Genomic DNA, 14,902 nt, shown 5'->3' with positions numbered 1-14,902 from the left:
GAACGCCATGAACCGAACGCGCGGAATCGAACACGGTCGGTTACAACCCCGCGTTCCCGACCGTCCCACGACGCCGCCGTTCACTCGGAGAACGAGCCATGACTGACACCCCATCACAGGACACCGACATCCGCCAGTTAGACGAGGACACCGTCGCCCGCATCGCCGCCGGCGAGGTCGTCGAGCGACCGGCCAGCGCGGTCAAGGAACTCCTCGAGAACAGCCTCGACGCCGACGCCGACACCGTCGACGTCACCGTCGAAGAGGGCGGCACCGAACTGATTCGGGTTACCGACGACGGCCGCGGGATGACCGAGGCAGACGTCCGCGCGGCCGTTCGCGAACACACGACCAGCAAGATCGAGGGGCTCGAGGACCTCGAGTCGGGCGTCGCAACCCTGGGGTTCCGGGGCGAAGCGTTGCACACCATCGGCTCCGTCTCGCGGGCGCGACCGAATCGTCACCCGCGAGACGGAGCCGACGCCGACGGTGCGGGGACGAAACTCGTCTACGAGGGCGGCGAGGTGACGAGCGTCGAGCCCACTGGCTGTCCCGACGGGACCATCGTCGAGGTCGACGACCTCTTCTACAACACCCCGGCCCGACGAAAATTCCTCAAGACGACGGCGACGGAGTTCGCGCACGTCAATCGCGTCGTCACGCGCTACGCGCTGGCGAACCCGGACGTGGCCGTCTCCCTGACCCACGACGGCCGCGAGGTGTTCGCGACGACGGGCCAGGGCGACCTGCAGGCGGCCGTGCTGGCCGTCTACGGTCGCGAAGTCGCGGCCGCGATGATCTCCATCGACGTCGCTATCGACGAACTTCCGCCCGGCCCGCTCGAGCGCGTCTCCGGACTCGTCTCCCACCCCGAAACCAACCGCTCGAGTCGGGAGTACCTCGCCACCTACGTCAACGGCCGCGCGGTCACCGCCGACGCCATCCGCGAGGGGATCATGGGGGCTTACGGAACCCAACTCGGCGGCGACCGGTACCCGTTCGTCACGCTCTTTCTCGAGGTGCCCGGCGACGCCGTCGACGTCAACGTCCACCCCCGAAAGCGGGAGGTGCGCTTCGACGACGACGATGCGGTCCGCCGGCAGGTCGACGCCGCCGTGGAGTCGGCCCTGCTCGAGCACGGGCTGCTCCGCTCGAGCGCACCTCGAGGGCGCTCCGCTCCTGAGGAGGCCAGACTCGAGCCCGGCTCGACCGGCACGACGGAGCGGACGGCGTCCAAGAGCGCTACGCCAGAGAACACCGGCGGTGAGCCCGACCCAACGAGTGACGATGTGGCTGGTGACAGTTCGTCCGCTGATGGCGTGGCCGCCGACGGTGCGACGAACGCCGCGTCGTCCGGATCGACAGCCGAGCAGGCAGCGACGTCCGAGCCATCGTCCGCTGGCAACTCCGCGGCCGTCGGATCGACGTCCCCCTCGAGTGCGTCGTCTCCCGCCGGCGACTCGAGTCCCGAATCGACGGCCCGCTCGTCGATGACCGATGCTGACAGCGCTCCCTCGGCACCCGACTCGGCGGAACGCGCGTCCGACACGACGGCTGATTCGGCCGACGCCGCGGCCGCCGAGACGTCTACGGCAACCCGAACCTCGAGTCCGGACCCCGACCCGGAGCGCAAGTTCGCCGCCGCGACCGAACAGCGCACGCTCACGGGCGAGCCGGCGACCGGCGACGAGACCGCGTTCGACTCGCTGCCGTCGCTGCGGGTCCTCGGCCAGCTCGACGACACCTATCTCGTCTGCGAGACGGACGACGGGCTCGCCCTGATCGACCAGCACGCCGCCGACGAGCGGGTCAATTACGAACGGCTGCTCCGGGCGTTCGCTGACGACCCCGCCGCGCAGGCGCTTGCGTCGCCGGTCGAACTCGAGTTGACCGCCGTCGAGGCCGAGGCGTTCGAGAGCTACCGCGAGGCCCTTTCGCGGCTGGGGTTCTACGCCGATCGGACCGACGACCGAACGGTCGCCGTGACGACCGTTCCGGCGGTATTCGAGGAGACGCTCGAGCCCGAACGCGTCCGGGACGTGTTAGCGTCGTTCCTCGAGGGCGACCGCGAGTCGGGCGCGGAGACGGTCGACGCGCTGGCCGACGAGTTCCTGGGCGATCTGGCGTGCTATCCGTCGATCACGGGGAACACGTCGCTGACGGAGGGGTCGGTAGTTGACCTGCTCGCGGCGCTTGATGACTGCGAGAATCCGTACGCCTGCCCGCACGGGCGGCCGGTGATCGTCCAGTTCGACGAGCGCGAGATCGAAGAGCGGTTCGAACGGGATTATCCGGGGCACCAGGGGTGAGACGTGTTCGAGCACCGTCAGCGTCGGTCTCGATCGGCCGGTGGGGTAGGCCTCGAGCGACCGTCAGCGTTCGATTCGATCAGTTCGGTCGGTCCTGCTCCTGATCCCGTTCTCGCTTCCGGTCGATCAGGCTGAACTCCGTCCAGAACCCGACCAGAACGAGGATCAACAGGAGAAAGAGCCCGCCTATCAGCGCGATCTCCCATCCGATCGGCGCTTCCGCTTCGACCAGCCCACCCGCCCAGCCGGCGATCAATACGGCGAATCCGGTGGCTGCGATAAGGAGGATGACGAGTCGGTCGCCGAGTTGGTTCATAGACGCTCGTTGGCTTTCACCCGTCCTAACCTGCCAGCCTGCAACAGACGACAACGACTCCTGCGGTCGGTTTCACGGCTCGTTGAACGGCGGTTTACGCGCGTTCGCGGCGATAGAGCCGGACCGTACAGCAGAGCGCAATCGCACCGGCGAGCGTCGCGATTCCGCTCGGAACGCGACGCGCTGGGAACGCCGACTCGGCGGGAGGTCGGCTGCCATCGCCACCGGTAGGGAACTCGAGGCCGAACCCCCACTCATGCCCACTGTACGCGAACTCGACGGCGCGAACGCGGGCGGGCAGTTCGTCCGGACCGCGCTCACGCTGTCGGTGCTCGCGAACGAACCCGTTCGCATCGACAACGTCCGCGGCGACCGATCGACGCCCGGACTCCGCCACCAGCATCTGGCCGTCCTCGGGACGATGGCCGAACTCTGCGACGCCGACGTTTCGGGGGCCGAACTCGGCGCGGAGACCATCGAGTTCGACCCCGCTCTCGAGTCGACCGCGGGAGCCACCGACTGGCACGGCCAGGGACCGGGGCGCCTCCCGGGCGGCGAGTACGACGTCGATATCGGCACGGCGGGGAGCACGACACTGCTGTTCGATAGCCTGTTGCCGCTCGCGACGGTGCTCGAGTCTCAGCTCTCGGTGACGGTCACGGGCGGGACCGACGTGCCGTTCTCGCCGCCGCTGGACTACTCGCGACACGTCAAACTCCCGCTGCTGCGCCGACTCGGCCTGACTGCGGCCTCCGAGGTCGACCGCCGCGGCTACCTGCCCGACGGCGGCGGGCGGGTGACGCTGCACCTCGCCCCCTCGGCCCTCGGCCCGATCGATCTCACCGACCGCGGGACGCTCGAGGGCGTCCGGCTCTACTCGACCGAGTCGGCGTCGCTCGCGGATCGCGACGTGGCGTTCCGGCAGGCCGAGGGGGCGCTCGAGCGACTGGCGCTCGACGAGTTCGGACTCGAGATCCTCGAGCGTCGGGAGACGACGGTTGCGAGTCCGTCTCCCGGGACGGCGATCGTGCTCCGACTCGACCACGGGACGGGCGTCGCCGGCTTCGCCGCGCTCGGCGAGCGGGGGAAGCCGGCCGAGCGAGTCGGCGAGGACGCCGCAGATGCCCTGAATCGGTTTCTCGAGGAGTCGGGTCCCCGGACGGCACCGGTCGACCCCCACTTGGCCGACCAGTTGCTCGTCTACCTCGCACTCGAGGGCGGCCGCGTCCGGGTTCCCGCGGTGACCGAACACGTCGCCTCGAGTTGCGAGTTGCTCGCCGAGTTCGGTGCGACGGTCGACATCGCGCGCACCGACGACGAACGTGCAGATACCGCCGAACCGGCGCTCGTCTCGGTCGAATCGCCGGTCGATCTATAGGCCGGCCGGCGTCTCCCGCCGTCGGCGTAACAGGTGTCCAACAGAACGCCACAACTTATGACAGCGCCGTCCGTTGGTCTCCGCATGGCCGACGAACACAGACGCGGTCCGGTCTGGGGGGCCGAGCCGTGAGCGATATCGTTACCTTCGGCGAGACGATGCTCCGGCTGTCGCCGCCGGACAACGAGCGACTCGAGAACGCCGACGAGTTCGAGGTTCACGCGGGCGGTGCGGAAAGCAACGTCGCGATCGCGGCGGATCGACTGGGCGCGACGGCGACCTGGCTGTCGAAGGTCCCGGAGACGCCGCTGGGGCGGCGCGTCGTCGGGGAGATCCGTCAGCACGGGATCGAGACCGACGTCGTCTGGAGCCACCGCGGCCGGCAGGGGACGTACTATCTCGAACAGGCGGGGGATCCTCGCGGGACGAACGTGATCTACGACCGCGAGAACACCGCGATCTCGACGGCGGAGGCTCGAGAGTTCGACATCGAACGGATTCAGGATGCTCGCGTCTTCTTTACGACGGGTATCACGCCCGCGCTCTCCTCGACGCTGCGCGAGACGACGGCGAACATGCTCAAGGCGGCCCGACAGGGCGGGACGACGACCGCCTTCGACTTCAACTACCGGAACAAGCTCTGGTCGCCCGACGAGGCTCGCGAGACGCTGACGCGACTGTTTCCGGGAATCGACGTCCTCGTCATCGCCGCCCGCGATGCCCGGACCGTCCTCGGCTTCGAAGGCGATCCGCGACAGCTCGCGCACAAACTCGGCTCGCAGTACGACTTCACCACCGTCATCGTCACCCGCGGCTCGGAGGGGGCGATCGGCTGGCACGACAGCGTCGTCCACGATCAGGAGGCCTACGAGACCGACACCGTCTCCCCGATCGGCACCGGCGACGCCTTCACCGGCGCGTTTATCGCCCGCCGGCTTCACGGCGAGGACGTTCCCACGGCCCTCGAGTACGCCGCGGCGACGGCGGCGATCAAGCGGACGATTCCCGGCGACGTGGCGCTCCTCTCCAAAGCGGAGGTCGACGCGGTCGTCAAAGACGGCGGGACGTCGCTGTCACGCTAACTCCCGGCAATCCCGACGCGTTCGGTCTCACTCGAGTCACACTACTGACCATTTGACGGCTTTGCCAGAATCTCTTTTATACGACATTCTGAAAGTCCCGACAGTATGAATCGAGGTGCTGCAGTGGTCGTTGCACTGCTCGTGGTCACGAGCGCCGTCGGAATGGCGATGGGGGCCAGTGCTGGTGTACCGACGTCGACAGCCGATGCGGAACCGAGCGTGAACAGTCAGGCCGAGAGCGAGGCGTATGCGGGTACGCACGTCGCGTTCGACGTGGAGGGTGATGCCATCACCGACTACCAAGTCGGCGGCGACGAGACGTTCTCCTCGGTCGCCGTCCAGTCCCAGAACGAGGCCGACGCCGGTGCCGGCCTCGGCGCCGACGTCGACGTCGAGACGATGACGGCTCTCGAGGGTGCGGGTCTCTCGATGGCCGCCCAATCGGAGACGAGCGCGCAGGTCGAGGCCGAAAGCGGCGCGACGCTGTCGGCTCACGACACCGAACGCGTCACGCTCGTCGTGGAGACGGGTGACGACGGCCAGTTCGTGCGGGCCGAACTCGCCGGCGATGCGACGGCGTCGGCGGAGGGCGACGCGGTTCGCGTCGACACCGACGCACACGAGGGCGTCTTCCTCGTCGTCGGCGACGGCGAGGTGACCGTCACCGACGACGGCGACGTCGCGGCCGAACTCGAAGCCGGTGCGACGCTGGCCTACCGGTCCTACGCGGACGGCGACCGCGACGAGTCCGCCGAGTACGAGGAATCCCTGATCGCCGACGGCTCGGCTGCCGTCGAGGTCTACGCCGAAGAGCGCGACGGCGAGACCGTGAGTGACGCCGTCACCTACGGCGAGGAGACCGCCGTCGAGGTCTCTCAGGAGAGCCGGAACCAGGTCGAGGTGACCGTCGACCGCACCGTCCACGAGGGAACGATCGTGATGACGACCGTCTCCGAAGACGCGGTGGGTGCCGCTGACGACCTCGAGGTCCGCGTCGACGGCGAGGCGGCGACCGAAGCGAGTTCGGAGAGCGAACTCGAGAGCGCACTCGGCGGCGACGAGTCCCGGTACATGGTCGCCCAGCACGCCGAGGCGTCGGCCGAAGCGACGGTGTACATCGCGATCAACCACTTCTCGGAACGGACGGCGACGATCGACGGCAGCGGCGAGGCCGCGGACGACTCCGATACGGACGATGCGGACGACGGTGGTGACACCGCAGACGACGGTGACGATGCGGACGACGCTGCGGACACGGACGGGTCCGATGCGGACGACGACACAGTTGCCGGTGACAGCGTGCCCGGCTTCGGCGTCGGCGCGGCGCTCGTCGCCATGCTCACCGCCGTCGCGGCTCGAGTCTCCCAGTAATGCCCCCGTCTATCGGTTCTCGATTCGCCGTTTCACGGCGCTGTTGAAATCCGCTGGTAGCCGTGGTTTGCCGTAGAGCAGCCGCACGCGATAGCTGCATACTGAACACGGCATTCTGGCCGGAACGACCTGCAAAGAGGATCGGGCGATTCGATATGTAGCCCTACCCGTAATAATTTTATCTGGAGGAACTGTCTAGTTTGAATACGAATACTATGAAACGTCTCTACAATCGTACTGATGAGTGGCTGATGGACCGCTCTCAGGGAGCGTATGCAGTCTGCTTAGGGGTGTCGGCAGGTGTCGGCGTTCTCGTAGTCGGTCTACTGTTGGGTGGGGAATTTATCCTCGTTCAGGCGCTCACGATGGCTCTCGTCATGTTCGGTTTGGAGTACGCGTTCGGGCTACACCAGACAACCGAAGAGGACTGAGTCTGCTCCAACCTAACTGTACGTTTTTGCCGGCGTTGCCTCCGTAGCGTTCGTATCTCGGATACTCCTGCTGTTATCGTGAGTGTGTGTGTTTTCGAGTTCCCGTCTTCTGTTCGGTCTTTCCTCTGTACTTCCCGCGAAGGATACCAAACCGACCACTAACTACGATATCAACAGCGCCGTTTTGCAACAGATTCCACGGCGCAGAACGCCTTTTTGTGTCGATGCTGTAGCAGACGTATGGTACACGTTGCGATCGCCGGCGCCTACGGCAGCGCCGGTGTCGCCGTCGCGGACGAACTGCTGGACCGTCGTGACGAACTCGAGGACCCGCTCGAACTGACGCTGATCGACGACGGCGAACCGGGTGGCGGACTCTGTATTCTCGAGGGGTGTATGCCCTCGAAGGAGGTCCTCTCGGCCGGCCAGCACCGGTATCAGGCCCGCCACGACGACCGACTCGAGGGCGTCCCCGAGGTCGACCCTGAAGCCGTCGTGGCTCGGAAGGACGAACACGTCTCGGACTTCGCCGACCACCGGACGGGTCACGTCCACGAACTGGCCGAACGCGAGGGAGTGGCGTTCGTCCACGACACCGCACGGTTCGTCGACGACGGAGTGCTCGCGGTCGACGGTCGTCGGATCGATCCCGACTACGTCGTGATCGCGACCGGGTCCACGCTCAACGTTCCCGAGCTACCGGGAATCGACGACGTCGAGTGGTCCTCGAGCGCCGACGTCCTCGATTCGACCACGTTTCCCGACTCGGGGATCGTGATGGGCTTCGGCTACATCGGGCTCGAACTCGTCCCCTACCTCAGCGAAGTCGGCGGCGTCGACCTCACCGTCGTCGAACACGACGACTACCCGCTCGACGAGATGGAGTCCGAGTACGGCGAGACGATCCTCGACATCTACCGCGACCAGTTCGGGATCGAGGTGTTGACGAACACCGACGAAAAGCGTCTCGAGCGGACCGCGGACGGCGGCGTTCGCATGGATGTCGTGCAGGACGGCGTTCCCACGGCTGCCGAGCAGGGCGGGGTTCGCACGGCCGCCGAACGGAGCGGTGAGGAGCAACGGGCCGGTGAAGCACACCGGGACGGTGCGGAACGGACGCTCGAGGCCGATCACCTCTACTGCTTCACCGGTCGACGGCCGAACCTCGACGGACTGGGTCTCGAGCGGACGCGACTCGCGCCGGAAGACGGCTGGACCGAGTCGACGATGCAGGCGACCGACGACGAGCGCGTCTTCGTCGTCGGCGACGCGAACGGCCGCGAACCGATCCTCCACGTCGCCAAGGAACAGGGATTCGCGGCCGCCGAGAACATCGTCCACCACCATCGCGGCGAGGACCTCGAGCCCTACGCCAGCGTTCCCCACCACGTGATCTTCTCGGGACTGGGCGTCTACCCGGTCGCTCGAGTCGGCCACACGCCCGCGACGGCCGCGGAATCGGGGATGGATACCTTCGTCGTCACCCGCGAGGCGTCGTCCGACGGCGTCTTCAAGACCAAGAATCACGCCGAGGGGCGGGCGACGCTGGTCGTCAGCGCCGAGACCGGTGCCGTCCTCGGCTACCAGGGCGTACACCTCCACGCCGACGTCATGGCCAAGACGATGCAGGTCGTCGTCGAGATGGGACTCGACGTCCGCGAGGTTCCCAACCGGGCTTACCACCCGACGACGCCGGAGATTCTCGACGGACTCCTCCGGGAGGCCTGCGCCGAACTCGAGGACCGCCAGCAGTGTGTCGGCGACGACGGCTCTCGAGATATGGCGCTGTAGCGCACCGGGCGTCCCGTTCGCGCTCTCCGGATCGTTGTCGATCGGCCGGTTCGTCCGTTCAGCGGGAGTTCATCGGTGCCCGCCGGAGGTCGAGTACCGGTGAGCATCGAACATCCCCAAACGTCGAATCGTCTCGAGGAGCAACTATCTTCTCGCGAACTGCGTTTTCTCAGACGACCGTCGAGAGGCCCGAGCGTATGTCAGACCCGCTCGTCTCCTTCGAGGCCGTGTAAATTATCTCGAGAGTAGGTATTCACGATATGCGTGCTTTCTCAGGCACCGACGTATTGTCGTCGGAGGGCCTGGATCGGATCGATGGGAGACAACGATCGACCGAGAGCGGCGTACGATCTGTCGGGAAGTCCACGGCAGGGACTCGTGATGGCGACGTTCGCGTTCTTCGCGGGGCTGACGACCATCGTCTTCTACGGCGTCGCGGGACCGACCTTCCGTGAGACGCTCGGAATCTCGGGTGCGCTTCTGGGATTGCTCCTGTCGTCGCCCCACATCAGCAAAGTGTTGCTCAGGGTACCCTTCGGCGCGTGGGTCGACGAAGTCGGCGGCAAGAAACCGCTGCTCATCCTCTTTGCGCTGACGCTGGTCGGAATCGCGGGACTCGTCGGTACCCTCGTCGTCTACTATCCTGAGAACTTCGGCGCCCATCTCTACATCCCGCTGCTCGTGTTCGGGATTCTGGCGGGATCCGGGGGCGCGACGTTCTCCGTCGGGATTGCACAGACGTCGTACTGGTTCCCGGAGGACAAACAGGGGTTCGCGATGGGTGCGTTCGCCGGCGCCGGGAACATCGGTCCGGGCGTGATGAACTTCGCCATCCCGGTGCTGATCGGCATCTGGGGACTGACGTTGGCCTACTCGGTCTGGCTCGCGTTGGTCGCGGCCATCGCGGCCCTGTACGCGGTCTTCGGCGTCAACCCGTACTACTTCCAGCTCGTCCAGAAGGGCGTCGAGAAGGAGGAGGCAAAACGCATCGCGGCGGAGATCGGTCAGGAGGTCTTCCCCTCCGGCGGGACGAAAGAATCGCTGAAAGAGTCCTCGCTGAACCGTTGGACCTGGGTACTCGTGTTCCTCTACACCGTCTCCTACGGCGGCGGCTTTACGGCGCTGTCCACATGGTATCCGACGTACTGGAACTTGTTTCACGGTCTGAGTCTCTCGATGGCCGGTCTCCTAGCGGGGATCTTCGTCGTCTACGGCTCGCTCATTAGAATCCCGGGCGGGAGCATCAGCGACCGCTTCGGCGGCGAAAACGTCGCGGCCGTGAGCTTCACCGTCATGGTCGTCGGCGCCGCGATCGCGACGGTCTCGCAAACGATCGTTCCGGCGCTCGTCGGCATGATGGTCCTCGGAACCGGAATGGGCGTCGTGAACGCGGCGATCTTCGAACTCGTTCCGAAGTACGTTCCGGACGCCGTCGGCGGAGCCTCCGGCTGGATCGGCGGTATCGGCGGCGCCGGAACCCTCATCGTGTTGCCGTTCCTGGGCGTCTTCGTCGACGTCTTCGGCGAGGTCGGCTACGCGTGGGGCTTCAGTATGTTCGTCGCGCTCAGTGCGATCTGTGCGACCATCTCCTTCGCGCTGAAATACGTCGGTCCCGACACCGACGTTGATCCGGACGAGACGGTGGCTCACTGACGCTCCCGCGACGGCGGCCGACCAGCGCTCACGGCGCGGTAGTCCACTGGCCCTTACGAACCGGCGAGTACCCTCCTGACGATCCCGAATCACTCGCCGTGATCGGATCTCGGTCTGGAGATCGTCACCGAGACGGGCGAGGTCCGGATCACCTCCTCGGCGACGCTGCCGACCAAGACGCGAGAGAGTCCCGAACGCGCGTGGCTCCCCATGACGATGTGATCTGCGTCTATCGCTTCCGCAGTTTTCACGGTCGCGTCCGCCGGATCACCTCTCTCGACGGTCGTCTCGAGCGAGACGCCGTACTCGTCGGCCGTCGTCTGCGCCTCCTCGAACAGCTCTCTCGCCTCCTCCTTGCGCGTTTCGTCGAGCTCTTCCGCGGCCGGTCCCGAAACGCCGTGGCTGAGGGTATCCAGTTCGATGACGTGGAGGATGGTGATCTCTGACGAACCGAACATCTCCAGCGCTTCTCGAAGGGCGTTTCGCGCCGGTTCGGAGTCGTTGAGCGGAACGAGAACGCGTTCGTTCATACGCTCGCATAACGACTCTCAGACGGGAATAGGTTGGCATGTGGAAGAATCGAAATCAGTCTGGCGCACCTGCTCTCGACCCGTCCCGTTTCCTACCGGGTGATCGACTGGGGATCGAACGCGAGTGCTACTATTCGGAATGTATGCGGTAGACGCGTGCTATCCACTGTCCAGCAATCCTTATTATTAAACGTGTCCTATACGGTGTCGATCACCCATGAGATCCTTCGACGATATGAACCGCATGTTCCGCGAGATGGACCGCAGCTTCGACCAGCTCCGATCGGCCTGGATGAACGAGTTCCAGACGTCCGGGTTTGGCCCCGGTCTCGACGCCGCCGATCGGCCTGCACTCGAGTCCGCTGACCGGCCCGTAGTCGGCGGCGAGTGGAGCGCAGGCTCCGCTTTCGGCACCGACGCCGCGGCCACGCTCGAGGAGGACGACGACGGCTACGTCTACGTGATGGACCTCCCGGGCTTCGAGAAGGCCGATATCGACCTGACCTTCGACGGCGGCGTGCTGTCGATTCGGGCTCACACCGACGTCGAAGACGGCTCCGACGCCTACCGATCCGTCCGTTCGCGACGGGTCGGCCGACAGGTCCCCATCCCCGAGACGATCATCGCAGACGAGATCACCGCGAGCTACCACAACGGCGTCCTCGAGGTCCACCTCCCGGTCGAGGGCGACCACGAGGACGACGGTCACCACATCGAGATCGAGTGATTCGCGAGGCTCATCCGATCGAGCGATCGCGATACCCGTCCGACTGAGTCGTCTCGTTCCGGGTCTCTGTCACGCTTCACGACCTGCGTTCCGTTTTTCGGTACGACCGATGGCTATCACTGGCCGCGATTTACGTTCGGAACGCCGACGAATGTTTCAGTATACAGACCTACTTGCGGAAAAACTGATCGCCCATTCTATACGTCCTCAACTATTCAGCATCACGATTTCGAGAGACACTCGAAATACGTATCAGAACCCGTATAACCAATCACCGGCTGGCCGCGTACTTTTCCCTCCTGGTGTGATAGCAGTACGCGTGACTCGAGTCGTCCGCCAGGCGACGACCGACGACGTCTGGGCCGTCCACGAGACGGCGCGCGAGAGCTGGCACGCCGCCTACGACGAGATCATCGGCTCGAAGCGGGTCGACGACGTCGTCGACGACTGGTACGCGGTCGGAGACCTCGAGTCGTCGATCAGCGACGCGACCGACCGCGACGACGCCGCGTTCTTCGTCGTCGAACCGACGCCGACGGAGTGCGAGTCGGAGACCGACTCCGACTTCGAGCGCGACTGTCTGGGCTTTGCCCACGCCGTCCCGTGGCCGGAGGACTCCGACGTCGCCTTTCTGGCACGGCTCTACGTCCGCCCCGAGCGCTGGGGGTCCGGCGCGGGCACCAGACTCCTCGAACGACTCGAGGCCGACCTCGAGTCGTCGTTCGACCGGATTCGCCTCTCCGTGCTCGCGGACAACGATATCGGCATCTCGTTCTACGAGTCCGCCGGGTTCGAACACGTCGGCACCCGCGAGACGGGTCTGGCGGCGGGGCTCGAGGAGTACGTCTACGAGAAACGACTCGGCGACGACGGCCGATAATCCGGACGAACTCGGCTCCCATCGGAACATCGCCGATACCGAAACGTTACGGGTTCGCGTGTCACGTCGGTATCATGTCGGACGGCTCTTTCGACGTCGATGGCGTTCGAATTGCGTACGACGACCTCGCTCCCGACGGGACGCCGGACACCGACCGACCCCCGGTCGTGTTGATCCACGGCTTCGCCTCGAGCCGAACCAACAACTGGCGCGACCGGGACTGGTACGACACGCTGCTCGGGGCGAACCGTCGCGTGATCGCACTCGACTGCCGGGGCCACGGAGAGAGCGGAAAACCCCACGAGCCCGCGGCCTACGAGACGGCGACCATGGCGGCGGACGTCGTCGCCCTGCTCGACCACCTCGAGATCGAACGGGCCGACCTGCTGGGGTACTCGATGGGCGGTCGAATCGGTCTCGAGGCGCTGTACACGTACCCCGAGCGATTCAACGCGGCCGTCCTCGCCGGAATCGGGTCGGCGACGCTGTCCGAGAGCGACGCGGGGGACGTGATCGCCGACGCGCTCGAGGCGGACGACTCGGCCGACGTCTCGGACCCTCTCGGCAAACGGTTCCGGATCTTCGCGGAGACGAGCGACAACGACCTCGCGGCGTTGGCGGCCTGCGCTCGAACCCGGACGCCACCCGCCGACTGGGAGCGGGTCGCCGAGATCGAGCACCCGGTCCTGATCGTCGCGGGCGAACACGACGATCTCGTCGGCGATTCCGAGGAACTCGCGGCGGGCTTCCCTCGCGGCGAATCGGTCGTCGTCTCGGACGCCGACCACCTGACGACGGTCCCCGACGAGCAGTTCAGCGAGGCCGTTCTCGGATTCCTCGAGCACGAAGGGCTGTAACGAAGTTCCGAAGTGGTGCGTGAATTACGTATACCAGCAGCAAACGTTACGATGAGAACGGAACGCCAAAACAACAATACTGAGGCGTCTATAGCGTCTTTTCGGCTTCTTCCTCGTCTTCCACAACTTCGATACCGCGGTTGTTGACCGCCGTCGGATCGAGACCGACCTCCTGGAGGAAGGTCTTGTACTCGCGTTCGGCCTGTTCGGCGTCTTTCTGCTTGTCGCTGGCGCGGTCGCAGAGTTCGATCAGGTTCTCCGGCACGTCGTTCTGGTAGACGATCCAGTGGTTGATCAGGTCCGAGAGGCGACGGATCGGGCTGGTGAAGTGCCCGTAGATCTCGAAGTTCAGCGCGTGGTGACCGCCGAAGGGATCGTTCATGTACTTCGCGCGCGGCATCACCTTCATCACCGCCCACTGGATCTTGTCGAGCTGGCGACCCGGCGCGTCCTCGAGCGTCGCGTTGACGGCCTTCCGCGGGTCGTCCCAGGTACTGCCGGGGATCGAGACGCCGTCTAAGTCCTGAATCTCCTGCAGGGCCTTCGACCACTCGTCGGGGCTGGGCTGCGGGTGGACGCGGTACATCGCCTCGACGCCGCGGTTCCACATGAGTTCGTGCGTGACGGCCTTGTTGGCCTTCAGCATGCACTCCTCGATGATGGTGTGGGCGCGGTCGCGGGAGGGATTCAGGACGAGCGAGCCGTCTTCCTTGCGGATCTCGTGCATCCGATCGGCGACCTCGTGGACCAGTTTGTTCTCCTCGTGGAGCGGGGCGTCGGGGTCCTCGAGTCGGTTTTCGGCCTGCGAGTAGGTCAGTCGTTCGTCGGACTCGATGACGGACTTGTAGATCTCGATGTCGTCGTAGCTCAGGGTCTCCTTGTCGAGGTGCATCTCGACGGTGTGGGCCAGTCGGTCCTCGTTGGGAACCAGTGAGCAGACGGTCTCCGCGAGGACGGGTGGCAGCATGTGGATCGTGTAGCCCGGCAGGTAGACCGTGTTCCCGCGCTCGACGGCCTCGTCCCACATCGCCGTCTCGGGGTTGACGTAGTGGGTCACGTCGGCGATGTGGACCCAGAGGACGTACTCGTCCTCGCGCTCCTCGATCGAGATGGCGTCGTCGAAGTCCTGGGCGTCGATCGGATCCGTCGTCCACGTCGTCAGGTCCCGGAGGTCCTTCCGCTCGTCGACCTCGTCGGCGATCTCGGCCTGCACGTCGACGGTTCGCTCTTCGGCCTCCTCGAGCACCGCCGAGGGAAACTCGTCGCGGATCTCGAGTTTCTCGAAGAGTTCCTCGCGTTTGTTCTCGAGGTGGCGTGCCAGCTCTTCGCTGATCTCGACGGGGCCCTGCCCTTCGGCCGTGCCGGCTTCGGCCTGTGCGTCGTCACTCATACGGAGGGGTACGGACGAAAGGGTGAAAGTCGTGTCGGGATGGAAACGGACCGCAGATACCGGCTCGACCGCCGATCGTGGACGCCGAACGGGCGGGTGGTCCTCGAGCCCTGCGATCGGCGAAGCCACGGTGACGGACGTTTGGCTCTGTCCGTGAGTCGCCCTGATAGCCGACCGGTTCTGTCTC

13 protein-coding genes are annotated in these 14,902 nt (G+C 65.7%); 10 read left to right on the top strand and 3 right to left on the bottom strand.

Annotated features, from left to right (window positions below):
* Positions 1 to 98: 98 nt before the first annotated feature.
* On the top strand, positions 99 to 2,309 hold the full coding sequence (gene mutL, locus ACSFC7_RS22765; RefSeq protein ID WP_436345178.1) for a DNA mismatch repair endonuclease MutL: 2,211 nt from the start codon (positions 99 to 101) through the stop codon (positions 2,307 to 2,309).
* A 79-nt stretch (positions 2,310 to 2,388) separates the two neighbouring features.
* Here the strand turns inward: mutL and ACSFC7_RS22760 are convergent, their stop codons facing one another.
* Entirely contained in the window at positions 2,389 to 2,625 is a 237-nt protein-coding gene (locus ACSFC7_RS22760) for a hypothetical protein (protein WP_436345177.1), read from the bottom strand.
* A 256-nt stretch (positions 2,626 to 2,881) separates the two neighbouring features.
* Here ACSFC7_RS22760 and rtcA point away from each other — a divergent pair, with 256 nt between their 5' ends.
* From rtcA to ACSFC7_RS22730, 6 genes are all read left to right on the top strand, one after another.
* Positions 2,882 to 4,003: an RNA 3'-terminal phosphate cyclase gene (rtcA, locus tag ACSFC7_RS22755; RefSeq protein WP_436345175.1), complete on the top strand. Its 1,122-nt coding sequence runs from the start codon at positions 2,882 to 2,884 to the stop codon at positions 4,001 to 4,003.
* A gap of 128 nt (positions 4,004 to 4,131) precedes the next feature.
* On the top strand, positions 4,132 to 5,085 hold the full coding sequence (kdgK1, locus tag ACSFC7_RS22750) for a bifunctional 2-dehydro-3-deoxygluconokinase/2-dehydro-3-deoxygalactonokinase (protein ID WP_436345173.1): 954 nt from the start codon (positions 4,132 to 4,134) through the stop codon (positions 5,083 to 5,085).
* A gap of 105 nt (positions 5,086 to 5,190) precedes the next feature.
* Positions 5,191 to 6,456, top strand: a complete 1,266-nt coding sequence (locus tag ACSFC7_RS22745; RefSeq protein ID WP_436345171.1) for a hypothetical protein — start codon at positions 5,191 to 5,193, stop codon at positions 6,454 to 6,456.
* Positions 6,457 to 6,671: 215 nt separating this feature from the next.
* On the top strand, positions 6,672 to 6,887 hold the full coding sequence (locus ACSFC7_RS22740; protein WP_436345169.1) for a hypothetical protein: 216 nt from the start codon (positions 6,672 to 6,674) through the stop codon (positions 6,885 to 6,887).
* A 240-nt stretch (positions 6,888 to 7,127) separates the two neighbouring features.
* Positions 7,128 to 8,678, top strand: coding sequence for an FAD-dependent oxidoreductase (locus tag ACSFC7_RS22735; protein WP_436345167.1), 1,551 nt, complete (start codon positions 7,128 to 7,130; stop codon positions 8,676 to 8,678).
* A 315-nt stretch (positions 8,679 to 8,993) separates the two neighbouring features.
* Positions 8,994 to 10,331 carry an MFS transporter gene (locus ACSFC7_RS22730; protein WP_436345165.1) on the top strand — a complete coding sequence of 446 codons (1,338 nt, stop codon included), beginning with the start codon at positions 8,994 to 8,996 and terminating at the stop codon, positions 10,329 to 10,331.
* 89 nt (positions 10,332 to 10,420) lie between these two features.
* Here ACSFC7_RS22730 and ACSFC7_RS22725 read toward each other — a convergent pair whose 3' ends face one another.
* Complete coding sequence (locus tag ACSFC7_RS22725; RefSeq protein WP_436345163.1) at positions 10,421 to 10,861, bottom strand: universal stress protein; 441 nt, start codon at positions 10,859 to 10,861, stop codon at positions 10,421 to 10,423.
* A 217-nt stretch (positions 10,862 to 11,078) separates the two neighbouring features.
* Between ACSFC7_RS22725 and ACSFC7_RS22720 the strand changes: the two genes are divergently transcribed.
* From ACSFC7_RS22720 to ACSFC7_RS22710, 3 genes are all read left to right on the top strand, one after another.
* The gene (locus ACSFC7_RS22720; RefSeq protein WP_436345161.1) at positions 11,079 to 11,588 is read left to right on the top strand and encodes an Hsp20/alpha crystallin family protein; all 510 of its coding nucleotides are present in this window, start codon (positions 11,079 to 11,081) and stop codon (positions 11,586 to 11,588) included.
* 319 nt (positions 11,589 to 11,907) lie between these two features.
* Positions 11,908 to 12,468 carry a GNAT family N-acetyltransferase gene (locus tag ACSFC7_RS22715; RefSeq protein WP_436345160.1) on the top strand — a complete coding sequence of 187 codons (561 nt, stop codon included), beginning with the start codon at positions 11,908 to 11,910 and terminating at the stop codon, positions 12,466 to 12,468.
* Between the two features lie 74 nt (positions 12,469 to 12,542).
* On the top strand, positions 12,543 to 13,325 hold the full coding sequence (locus ACSFC7_RS22710; RefSeq protein WP_436345158.1) for an alpha/beta fold hydrolase: 783 nt from the start codon (positions 12,543 to 12,545) through the stop codon (positions 13,323 to 13,325).
* Positions 13,326 to 13,413: 88 nt separating this feature from the next.
* On the opposite strand, the gene ACSFC7_RS22705 is transcribed toward ACSFC7_RS22710, so the two are convergent.
* The gene (locus tag ACSFC7_RS22705) at positions 13,414 to 14,715 is read right to left on the bottom strand and encodes an RNB domain-containing ribonuclease (protein ID WP_436345156.1); all 1,302 of its coding nucleotides are present in this window, start codon (positions 14,713 to 14,715) and stop codon (positions 13,414 to 13,416) included.
* Positions 14,716 to 14,902: the final 187 nt, after the last annotated feature.

Source organism: Natronorubrum halobium (assembly GCF_051351675.1).
Classification (GTDB): Archaea; Halobacteriota; Halobacteria; order Halobacteriales; family Natrialbaceae; genus Natronorubrum.
Note: the sequence above shows the minus strand (reverse complement) of the source record. Positions and strands in the feature narration are given on the sequence as shown.

Excerpts from the sequence above, each read along its gene's own strand:
- ACSFC7_RS22735 (WP_436345167.1), top strand. The coding sequence starts at position 7,128 with ATGGTACACGTTGCGATCGCCGGCGCCTACGGCAGCGCCGGTGTCGCC.
- ACSFC7_RS22740 (WP_436345169.1), top strand. The coding sequence starts at position 6,672 with ATGAAACGTCTCTACAATCGTACTGATGAGTGGCTGATGGACCGCTCT.
- rtcA (WP_436345175.1), top strand. The coding sequence starts at position 2,882 with ATGCCCACTGTACGCGAACTCGACGGCGCGAACGCGGGCGGGCAGTTC.
- ACSFC7_RS22745 (WP_436345171.1), top strand. The coding sequence starts at position 5,191 with ATGAATCGAGGTGCTGCAGTGGTCGTTGCACTGCTCGTGGTCACGAGC.
- ACSFC7_RS22720 (WP_436345161.1), top strand. The coding sequence starts at position 11,079 with ATGAGATCCTTCGACGATATGAACCGCATGTTCCGCGAGATGGACCGC.
- ACSFC7_RS22730 (WP_436345165.1), top strand. The coding sequence starts at position 8,994 with ATGGGAGACAACGATCGACCGAGAGCGGCGTACGATCTGTCGGGAAGT.
- mutL (WP_436345178.1), top strand. The coding sequence starts at position 99 with ATGACTGACACCCCATCACAGGACACCGACATCCGCCAGTTAGACGAG.
- ACSFC7_RS22725 (WP_436345163.1), bottom strand. The coding sequence starts at position 10,861 with ATGAACGAACGCGTTCTCGTTCCGCTCAACGACTCCGAACCGGCGCGA.
- ACSFC7_RS22760 (WP_436345177.1), bottom strand. The coding sequence starts at position 2,625 with ATGAACCAACTCGGCGACCGACTCGTCATCCTCCTTATCGCAGCCACC.
- ACSFC7_RS22705 (WP_436345156.1), bottom strand. The coding sequence starts at position 14,715 with ATGAGTGACGACGCACAGGCCGAAGCCGGCACGGCCGAAGGGCAGGGC.
- ACSFC7_RS22710 (WP_436345158.1), top strand. The coding sequence starts at position 12,543 with ATGTCGGACGGCTCTTTCGACGTCGATGGCGTTCGAATTGCGTACGAC.